The organism is uncultured Thermomonas sp. (genome assembly GCF_937872235.1).
Classification (GTDB): Bacteria; Pseudomonadota; Gammaproteobacteria; order Xanthomonadales; family Xanthomonadaceae; genus Thermomonas; species Thermomonas beijingensis.
On sequence record NZ_CALMPC010000104.1, the window covers coordinates 1 to 10015 of the forward strand.

Below are 10015 nucleotides of genomic sequence, written 5' to 3' on the forward strand. Positions count from 1 at the left end.
GGGTCAAGTTCACTTCCTGGCTGACAGCGTAGAAACGAACAGGCTCGCCATTGGCGGGCCTGTTCGTTTGTGCAAACCCAGCGCAACCACTCTCGAACATCCGCATCAGCCAACGCCGCTCCCCGGCAAGACTTGGAACACCCTCACCCGCAGCCGTTACAACCCCCGCAATCGTGACCGCCACCCTGCCCGGGTGGCGCGATTTTTCTTGCCAGCGCACGCATCCAATTGGGCCGGGTGGTCTGCATCATGGATAGTGCCAACGCAATCCGCAGTCGCCGTGTGGCATTGGGGAATTGCTTGTACATCACCACCCCTGCGCTCACCAACACGGCCAGCACCACGATGATGTATTGCAACAGCAGGGATGCAGCCATCAGCCGCCCCCCATTGCCACGGCAATTCGATAGGTGATGAACGACGCTAAGTAGGCCAGACCAAACAAATACCCGGCGGCAAATGCGGTCTGCTTCCACGAATGGGTTTCGCGCTTGATCGTGGCCAAGGTGGACACGCATTGCGGCGCGTAGATAAACCACACCAGCAGCGACAACGCCGTGGCCAGTGACCATTGCGATTGAATCACCGGGGACAGGGCTTGCAGCGCCGCGTCGTCGCTGCCCGCCGACAGCGCGTACACCGTGGCCAGCGACGACACCACCACTTCGCGTGCGGCCATCCCGGGAATCAGCGCAATGCAGATCTGCCAGTTGAAGCCAATCGGCGCAAAAATCGTGACCATTGCCGCGCCGATGCGGCCGGCAAAACTGTAATCAATCGCCGGGCCGGTGGCACCCGCGGGTGCGCCCGGGAAACTCAGCAAAAACCACAGCAGGATGGTCATCGCCAAGATAATCCCCCCCACCCGCTTCAAGAAAATCATCGCGCGTTCCCACAGGCCAATGGCCACGTCGCGCACATGCGGAATGCGGTAGGACGGCAGTTCCATCAGCAGCGGGTGTTCACTCTTGTCGCGCCGCCAGAGTTTCATCGTCCAGGCCACACCCAACGCGCTGATGATGCCGGCGGCGTACAGTCCGAACAGCACCAAGCCTTGTTGGTTGAAGCCGGCAATGGTTTGCTTTGGCACAAACGCACCGATCAGCAAGGTATAGACCGGCAGCCTCGCCGAGCAGGTCATCAGCGGTGCCACCAGGATGGTGGCGAGGCGGTCACGTGGATCTTGAATCGACCGTGTGGACATGATCCCCGGCACCGCGCAGGCAAAGCTGGACAGTAGCGGGATAAAGCTGCGCCCCGACAACCCCGCCGCCGCCATGCTGCGATCCAGTAAAAATGCAGCGCGCGGCAGATAGCCGGATTCTTCCAGCGCCAAAATAAACGCGAACAGCACCAGGATTTGCGGCAGAAACACCACGACCCCGCCGGTGCCGGCGATGATGCCATCCACCAGCAAACTGCGCAGCGGGCCCTCCGGCATCCCTGTGGACACGGTGCTACCCAGCCACGTGGTGGCCGCCTCGATGCCATCCATCATCGGCGTGGCCCAGGCATACACCGCTTGGAAGATCAAAAACATCACCACCGCCAATGCCAGCAACCCGAACACCGGGTGCAGCAGCCAGCGATCCAGCGCATCGTCGATTTCAGCGGTGCGGCGCGGCATTGCTACTGTCAAGGCCAGCACCCGGCGTACCTCTGAATGCAGGGCATCATCCGCCATGGCCGCATGCGTGCCTTGATCGGCCAAATGCACCTGTTCCAGTTGTTGCAGCAATGCGCGGGCACCGTCGCGGCGCACCGCCACGGTCTCCACGACAGGCACGCCCAATGCCTGCTGCAAGGCGGCCACGTCAATCGTGATGCCGCGCTTGTGGGCAGCGTCCATCATGTTCAGCGCGATCAGCATGGGCCGGCCCAGTGCCCGCAGCTCCAATGCAAAACGCAGATGCAGGCGCAGATTGGTGGCATCGACCACGCACACCAGCAAATCCGGCGCGGCTTCGCCGGGATAAAACCCGCGAATCAAATCGCGAGTGACCGCTTCATCCAAGCTGGCCGCTTGCAGGCTGTACGCGCCCGGCAAATCCAGAATCGAATAGCTCCGCCCGGAAGGCGCAATCAGCCGCCCTTCCTTGCGTTCTACGGTGACGCCAGCGTAATTGGCCACTTTCTGGCGGCTGCCGGTCAGCAGGTTGAACAACGCGGTTTTGCCGCAATTGGGGTTGCCCACCAACGCGATGCGGGCCTGCGGCAGGCTGGTCAAGGTGGTGGCGGGGCTCATGCGGCTGCCTTGGCGTCGCGCAGCCGCACCCGCGCAGCTTCCACCCGCCGCAGCGCAAACCGGGTAAAGCCCACTTGCACCAACAGTGGCTCCGCCCCCAATGGGCCGGCGGCCACCACTTCGACAGCTTCCCCATGCACAAAGCCCAGCTCGCGCAGGCGACGCGCCACTGGGTCATTGGGGCTACGGTCTTCCACCGCTTCGACCACGGCAGGTTGGCGTTTGGGGAGTTCGCTCAAGTGCATTACCGCTGCACCATAATCTAAATAGGAATTGTTCTCAATTATAGCAGTTCCACCAACCGCTATCATGTGTCAGATCAAATTTTCGAAACTTGGATACCGGCATGTCCTTCGCCATGCAATTGCACCACGCTGGCCCCGTTGCCCGCCTGCGCCTGACCCGCGCGCGCGTCCACAACGCGTTTGATGATGGCTTGATTGCCGAGTTGACGGCGGCGCTGCTGCAGGTTGCAGGCGATGCCAGCGTGCGCGTGTTGGTACTGGAGGCCGAGGGTGCCTCGTTTTCCGCCGGTGCCGACCTCAACTGGATGCGCGGCATGGCCGCCGCCAGCGAGGACGCCAACCGGCAAGACTCGCTCACCTTGGCGCGCCTGATGCGCACACTGGATGAATTACCCAAGCCGACCATCGCCCGTGTGCAAGGCGCAGCCTTTGGCGGCGGCGTGGGCTTGGTGGCCTGTTGCGACATCGCCATCGGCGTGCCGGAAGCCAAATTCGGCCTGACCGAAAGCAAATTGGGCCTGCTGCCGGCGGTGATTTCACCCTACGTGATTCAGGCCATCGGTCCACGTCAAGCGCGCCGCTACTTTGCCACGGCAGAAATATTTGACGCCGCCGAAGCCCTGCGCATCGGCCTGCTGCATCAAGTGGTGGAAGCCGATGCCCTGGATGCCGCCGTGCAGCGGCAAATCAATCTACTCCTCAAGGCCGGCCCGGTGGCTGCCGCTAGCGCCAAAACCTTGATCCGCGACGTCTGCGCCCACACCGACGGCAGTCGCCACGACACCGATAACGCCGCCCTGATCGCCCGCCTGCGGGTCTCGCCCGAAGGCCAGGAAGGCCTGTCTGCCTTTCTCGACAAGCGCAAGCCCAGCTGGGCACACCCCCAAGAGAACACACCCTGATGTTCCACACCATCCTGATCGCCAACCGTGGCGAAATCGCCTGTCGCGTGATCCGCACCGCGCGCAAGTTGGGTATCCGCACCGTGGCGGTGTTTTCCGAAGCCGATGCCGATGCCCAGCATGTACGGCTGGCCGATGAAGCGCATTGCATCGGTGGACCGCGTCCGCAGGACAGCTATCTGCGCGGTGATGCCATTTTGGACGTCGCGAAAAAAACCGGCGCGCAGGCGATCCATCCTGGCTATGGTTTTCTCAGTGAGAACGCCGACTTTGCCGACGCGGTGCAAGCCGCCGGAATTGCCTTTATCGGCCCGTCCGGCGCGTCGATGCGCAAGATGGGCAGCAAGGCCGGGGCCAAGGATCTGATGGCAGCGGCCGGCGTACCAGTGGTGCCGGGCTATACCGGCGAAGACCAATCCCGCGACCTGCTGCAAGGTGAAGCCGACCGCATTGGCTACCCGCTGATGATCAAGGCCGCACACGGCGGCGGCGGCAAAGGCATGCGCATCGTGCGCAGCGCGGGCGAGTTTTTATCGAATCTGGAAAGTTGCCAGCGCGAAGCCAAAAACGCCTTTGGCCGCGACCGCGTGTTGCTGGAGCGCTACATCGAACACCCCCGGCATATCGAAATCCAGATCTTTGGCGACCATCACGGCCACGCGATCCATTTGGGCGAACGCGAATGTTCTGCACAGCGGCGCTACCAAAAAGTATTGGAAGAATCGCCATCGCCGTTCCTCACGCCCGAGCTGCGTTCTGCAATGGGCGCTGCCGCTGTACAAGCCGCGCATGCGATTGATTACGCCAACGCGGGCACGGTGGAATTCATCGTCGCGCAAGATGGCGGTTTCTATTTCATGGAGATCAACACTCGCCTGCAGGTCGAACACCCCGTCACCGAAGAAGTGACCGGGCTGGATCTGGTGGAATGGCAATTGCGCATTGCCGACGGACAGGCGCTGCCGCTGGCACAGGACGCCATCCGCCAGCACGGCCATGCCATTGAAGTGCGGCTGTACGCGGAAGACCCCGATGCCGGCTTCCTGCCCGGCTCCGGCACCTTGCAGACCTTGCGCCTGCCAGCAGCCTCGCGCGCGGTGCGCATTGATTCGGGCGTGATCGAAGGCGATGTCGTCACCATTTTCTATGACCCGATGATCGCCAAACTCATTGTTTGGGATGAGGATCGCCCACGCGCCTTGGCGCGTATGCGTGAAGCATTGGCGGCCTGCGAAATTGCCGGGCCAAAATCGAACATCGCCTTTCTCGAACGCCTGATCCGCCACCCAGCGGTGGTGGAAGGCCGCATCGACACCGGCTACCTGGACCGCCATCTGGATGAATTCCTGAGCCCGGCCACGCTGGATCCGGCATTGGTGTTGGCAGCCACGGTGGTGCATCTGTTGACGCAAGAGCACGCCGCCGACTGCAACGCCGCACACACGCCAGATCCCACCTCCCCATGGGCCTGTGTGGACGGTTGGCGACTGGGCCATGCCGGCAACCGTCGGCTGGCCTTCCTGCACGGTGAGCAACGCATCGAACCACTGGCGCAAGGCTATGCGGGCAACTACCAGATCACATGGGATGCGCGTGTCCATACCATCGCCGGTGCACGGCTGGATGGCGAAACACTGAGCCTGCGTATCGATGGCAATATGCACCGTTTTCGCAGCACCCTGCATGCCGATAACGTACTGGTACACGATGGCCAGCAACGCCTGCGCTTGCAGGTGGAGTCCGTGTATCGTCGGCACGCGGAAGCTGCCAGTGCATCCGAACACCGCATTCGCGCACCGATGCCCGGGCGCGTGGTGTTGGTGCAGGCCAAGCCCGGCGATACCGTCAATGCCGGGGCTGTGTTGTTGGTACTGGAAGCGATGAAGATGGAATTGGCGTTGAAGGCCCCACGCGCAGGCGTGGTCGCCGAGCTGCGCGCGCAGGCCGGTGACTTTGTCGAAGCCGATGCCGTCTTGGCCACCTTGGAGCAATGACAATGCGGATGCCGGCAGCAGTGCGCATCGTGGAAGTGGGCCCCCGTGATGGCCTGCAAAATGAAAAAATCGACATCGGCACTGCGCACAAGATCGAACTGATCAACCGGCTTTCCAATACCGGTCTGCGCAGTATCGAGGCCGCCGCCTTCGTCAGCCCCAAATGGGTGCCACAGATGGCCGATGCCAGTGATGTGATGGCCGGGATCACCCGCGCCCCCGGCATCCGTTATCCGGTCCTGGTGCCCAACGAAGCCGGCTATGCCCGCGCATTGGCTGCCGGTGCCACCGAAGTGGCAGTGTTCACTGCCGCCTCGGAAACCTTCAATCTGAAAAACACCAATGCCGGCATCGACGAATCCCTGGCCCGCTTTGCGCCCATCCTCGAACGCGCCAAGCAGGATGGCATCCAAGTGCGCGGCTATGTCTCTACCGTGCTCGGCTGCCCGTATCAGGGTGACGTGCCACTGCGCGATGTGGTTCGCGTGGCCACAGCGCTGCACGCGATGGGCTGCTATGAAATCTCACTGGGCGACACCATCGGCATCGGTACACCCGCCAAGGCGCGGGCGATGCTGAGTGCAGTGGCCAGTGAGGTCCCCATGGCGGCGCTGGCGATCCATTTCCACGACACCTGGGGGCAAGCACTGGCCAATGTGCTGGCGTGCTTGGAAGAAGGTGTGGCGGTGGTGGATGCCGCTGTGTCCGGTGCCGGCGGCTGCCCGTATGCCAAGGGCGCCAGCGGCAATGTGGCCAGCGAAGACGTGGTGTACATGCTGCACGGCCTTGGCATCCACACCGGTATTGATTTACCCAAACTGGCCGACACCGGCCGCTGGTTGGCCCGCTTGCTTGGGCGCGAAACCGGCAGCAAAGCGGGCAAGGCCATGGCCGCATGAATGCCAGCGCATCTGGCGAGCGCGATCTGGATGCTCTGCGTAGCGCGTTGCAACACACCCGCGATGCCCTGGCCCGTGAACAGGCCAGCTACCAAACCTTGTTCGATGAGGTGCAGCGCGACAAGACGTTGTTTCGACGCGTGCAGGAACTCGCACTGATTGGCGGCTGGCAGTGGAATCGCGCCAGTGATGCGCTCTATCTCACCAGTGAAGCGCTGCACATCCTGGGCGCCACAACGCCAGCCACCACCATGACAGACCTGCTGGCATGTTTATTGCCAGAAGATCGACGCCGCCTGCAAACAACCTTGTACAGCATCACCGAAGGCACCGGCTTTGACTTGGAATTGCAAGGTGCGCAAGCCGACAGCACGCCGTTCTGGGTCAGCGTGATTGGGGAGCCTGATCCACAAGATCCCGCCAATCATCGCTTCAGTGGCACGCTGCAAGACATCACCGATCGTAAGCGTGCAGAAGCCGAGCTTCGCCATCAAGCGCGTACTGACGCACTGACCGGGCTACTCAATCGCGATGCCATTCTGGAGGTTGTTGCCAGCCAACTGCACAGCGGTGCGGGCGCCCACCTTGCACTGCTGTACATCGATCTGGATCGCTTCAAAATCGTCAATGACCTGCTTGGCCACGATGCCGGCGATCAATTGCTGGTGGAAGCCGCCCAACGCATTCGCGGTGCAGTGGGTCACGAGGGGCACATTGCCAGATTTGGTGGTGATGAATTTTTGGTCGCCACCCGCACCGACACCGACCCGGACCACCCGGAGCGTTTGGCGCGTGTCATTCAAAGCGCGTTTTTGGTGCCGTTTCGCTTGGGCAAGGATGACTTCAGTGTCACCACCAGTATTGGCATCTCGCGAGGCAGCTGCGACGGCAATACTTCCAGGCAATTGATCCAAAACGCCGACGTGGCGATGTACGAAAGCAAGCGTCGCCGGCGCAATGGGTTTCATACCTTTTCACCGGCGTTGGCACAGCGCCAGCAAGAGCGTCTGCAGACCGAAACCCGCCTGCGTCGCGCGGTTGACAACAACGAATTCCATTTGGTGTATCAGCCGCAGGTGGACTTGCGCAGCGGCCGTATTTTTGCCGCCGAAGCGCTGTTGCGTTGGCACAACCCGGAGCTGGGGCCGATGGCCCCGGATCGGTTTATTGATTTGGCCGAATCCACCGGTGAAATCGTCCGTATCGGACGCTGGGTCTTGCAGGAAGCCTGCCATCAGATGCGGCGCTGGAAGGAACAGGATCTGCCGATCGAGCGCGTGTCGGTCAATGTGTCGTATCGCCAATTCGCCGGTGAAAATCTAGCCGGTAGCGTTCAGCAGATGCTGGAGGAAGCCGGCCTGCCCGGCCATGCGCTGGAGCTGGAATTGACCGAACGGGTGTTGGTGGAAGATGCCGCCGACACCAGCAAAGTGTTCGACGACCTGCGCAAATTAGGCGTGCGGCTATCCATCGACGATTTTGGCGAAGGCTATAGCGCGCTGAATTATTTGCGTCGCCTGCCGATCCACGCACTCAAGCTCAGCCACGGATTTTTGCAGGGTATCCCCGGCAACAAATCCGACGAGGCCATTTGCCAGACCGTGGTCGGCATCGCCCGCAGCCTGGGCTTGGGCATGATTGCCGAAGGTATTGAAACCGAGGCACAGCGTGATCATCTGCTACGGCTCGGGGTCACCATTGGGCAAGGCTTCCTGTTCGCACCTGGTCTGCTGCCAGGCGAATTCGGCAAGCGGCTTGCAGCACAAGCCTGAGGTTATGCAATGAGCAATTTCACCATCCGCCCCATCCACAGCGATGACGATGCCGCGATGGCCGCCATCATCCGCAGCGTCATGCCGGAATTTGGCGCTATCGGCAGCGGCTTTGCGATTGCAGACCCGGAAGTGGACTGGATGCAGCGTGCGTACGCACAGCCACGCCATGCCTACTTCGTGCTGGAACAGGACGGCCGCGTGCTGGGCGGTGCCGGCATCGCGCCGCTCACCGGTGGCGATGCCAGTATTTGTGAGCTGCGCAAAATGTATTTTTTGCCCGCAGCACGCGGCATCGGCGCGGGCACAGCAATGATGGCCCGCTGCCTTGCCGCCGCCCGCGAAGCCGGCTTTCGCCAGTGCTACTTGGAAACGCTGAACGGCATGGATGCGGCGATGCGCCTGTATGAACGCAGCGGTTTCCAGCGCATTGCCGGCCCGCTGGGTGCCACCGGGCATGGCGGTTGCAATGTGTTCTACGCACGCACCCTGTAGGCGCACCGCTTCGGCGTAATGACATTGGATCGCGTCAACGCTCCTGCGGCGCACATCCGCTAAAATCGCGGGTTTCCCGCCCGCAGAGATTCCCCATGCAGCTCTCCAACGTCCGCGCCGTGATCACCGGCGGCGTCTCCGGTCTCGGTTTTGCCGTGGCCAAGCACCTGGTTGCCCACGGCGGCAAGGTCGCCCTGTTCGATGTCAATGCGGACAAAGGCGCGACTGCCGTGGCCGAGCTGGGTGCCACCAATGCGCAGTTTTTCAAAACTGATGTCACCGATGAAGCCTCGGTGGTGGCGAATGTCAGCGCCGCCACCACGTTTCTTGGTGGGCTGAATGCGTGCATCAACTGTGCCGGCATCCTGGGCGCGGGCCGTGTGCTGGGCAAGACCGGCGCGATGCCACTGTCGCAGTTCCAGACCACGGTGATGGTGAATTTGGTGGGCAGCTTCAACGTGGCCAAGACCTGTGCCGAGCGGATGCAGCACAACGACGCCGGCAGCGACGGTGAACGCGGCGTGATCGTCAATACCGCATCGGTGGCCGCGTATGAAGGCCAGATCGGCCAGGCCGCCTACTCGGCATCCAAAGGCGGCGTGGTGGGCATGACCTTGCCGATGGCGCGCGAACTGGCCCGCTTCGGCATCCGCGTGATGACCGTGGCCCCCGGTGTGTTCTGGACCCCGATGGTGGACGGTATGCCCGACGATGTGCAGAAATCATTGGCAGCCACCATCCCGTTCCCGTCACGCCTGGGTCAGCCGCAGGAATACGCCGACCTGGTCGCCTACATCCTCACCAACACCTACCTCAACGGCGAAACCATCCGGCTGGATGGTGCAACCCGCCTTGCCGCCAAGTAATTCACGAACGTACCCCACGAGATATTTATGAAAGCTTGCGACATCAAGAAAGGCAACGTCGTCGAATTCAACAACGGCGTGTACCAAATCCGCGATATCGAACGCAGCAGCCCGCAAGGTCGCGGTGGCAATGTGCGCTTTCGTTTCGTGATGTATTCCATCCCCGGCGGCAACAAACTGGATTCCAGTTTTGATGGTGATGACGATTTGCGCGAAGTGGACATGAGCCGCCGCCAATGCACCTATTCGTACAAGGATGGTGATGCCTTCGTGTTCCTTGATGACGAGGACTACACCCCATACACACTGGATCCCGATGCGATTGGCGAGGCCGCAGGCTACATCGTGGATGACCTGACCGGCATCTACGTGCAGCTGATCGACGATGCGCCGGTGGCCATCCAATTGCCGCAGAGCGTGGCCATGGAAGTCATCGAAACCCCGCCGGAACTCAAGGGCGGCACCGCCACCAAGCGCCCGAAGCCGGCCAAGCTGTCCACCGGCATTGAAATCATGGTGCCCGAGTACATCGGCAGCGGTGAAAAAGTGTGGGTCAACACCACCACCGGTGAATTTGGCGGGCGCGCCGACTGATCC

Annotated in this window: 10 protein-coding genes; 7 read left to right on the plus strand and 3 right to left on the minus strand. The window is 61.8% G+C overall.

The features are described from left to right. Positions 1-143: 143 nt before the first annotated feature. Genes QWB57_RS09420 through QWB57_RS09430 form a run of 3 tightly spaced genes read right to left on the minus strand, consistent with a single transcriptional unit; the run spans position 144 to position 2490 of the window. Positions 144-377, minus strand: a complete 234-nt coding sequence (locus QWB57_RS09420) for a DUF6587 family protein (RefSeq protein WP_223629337.1) — start codon at positions 375-377, stop codon at positions 144-146. Beyond that, positions 377-2245 carry a ferrous iron transporter B gene (locus QWB57_RS09425; RefSeq protein ID WP_288969286.1) on the minus strand — a complete coding sequence of 623 codons (1869 nt, stop codon included), beginning with the start codon at positions 2243-2245 and terminating at the stop codon, positions 377-379. The genes QWB57_RS09420 and QWB57_RS09425 overlap by 1 nt, the downstream gene beginning before the upstream one ends. Continuing rightward, the gene (locus QWB57_RS09430; protein WP_288969287.1) at positions 2242-2490 is read right to left on the minus strand and encodes a FeoA domain-containing protein; all 249 of its coding nucleotides are present in this window, start codon (positions 2488-2490) and stop codon (positions 2242-2244) included. Before QWB57_RS09430 ends, QWB57_RS09425 begins: the two co-directional genes overlap by 4 nt. Before the next feature lie 101 nt (positions 2491-2591). Here QWB57_RS09430 and QWB57_RS09435 point away from each other — a divergent pair, with 101 nt between their 5' ends. The 7 genes from QWB57_RS09435 (at position 2592) to yeiP (ending at position 10012) form a co-directional block, all read left to right on the plus strand. Beyond that, complete coding sequence (locus QWB57_RS09435) at positions 2592-3392, plus strand: enoyl-CoA hydratase-related protein (protein WP_288969288.1); 801 nt, start codon at positions 2592-2594, stop codon at positions 3390-3392. Next, positions 3392-5386, plus strand: a complete 1995-nt coding sequence (locus QWB57_RS09440; protein WP_288969289.1) for an acetyl/propionyl/methylcrotonyl-CoA carboxylase subunit alpha — start codon at positions 3392-3394, stop codon at positions 5384-5386. The genes QWB57_RS09435 and QWB57_RS09440 overlap by 1 nt, the downstream gene beginning before the upstream one ends. A gap of 8 nt (positions 5387-5394) precedes the next feature. Further along, complete coding sequence (locus QWB57_RS09445; RefSeq protein WP_288969290.1) at positions 5395-6285, plus strand: hydroxymethylglutaryl-CoA lyase; 891 nt, start codon at positions 5395-5397, stop codon at positions 6283-6285. Beyond that, positions 6282-8057 (plus strand): EAL domain-containing protein, encoded by a 1776-nt coding sequence (locus tag QWB57_RS09450; protein WP_223629332.1) that lies wholly within the window; start codon positions 6282-6284, stop codon positions 8055-8057. The genes QWB57_RS09445 and QWB57_RS09450 overlap by 4 nt, the downstream gene beginning before the upstream one ends. Before the next feature lie 9 nt (positions 8058-8066). After that, positions 8067-8552, plus strand: coding sequence for a GNAT family N-acetyltransferase (locus QWB57_RS09455; protein WP_223629331.1), 486 nt, complete (start codon positions 8067-8069; stop codon positions 8550-8552). A gap of 95 nt (positions 8553-8647) precedes the next feature. After that, positions 8648-9418 carry an SDR family NAD(P)-dependent oxidoreductase gene (locus QWB57_RS09460; protein ID WP_223629330.1) on the plus strand — a complete coding sequence of 257 codons (771 nt, stop codon included), beginning with the start codon at positions 8648-8650 and terminating at the stop codon, positions 9416-9418. Between the two features lie 27 nt (positions 9419-9445). Then, on the plus strand, positions 9446-10012 hold the full coding sequence (gene yeiP, locus QWB57_RS09465; RefSeq protein WP_223629329.1) for an elongation factor P-like protein YeiP: 567 nt from the start codon (positions 9446-9448) through the stop codon (positions 10010-10012). Positions 10013-10015: the final 3 nt, after the last annotated feature.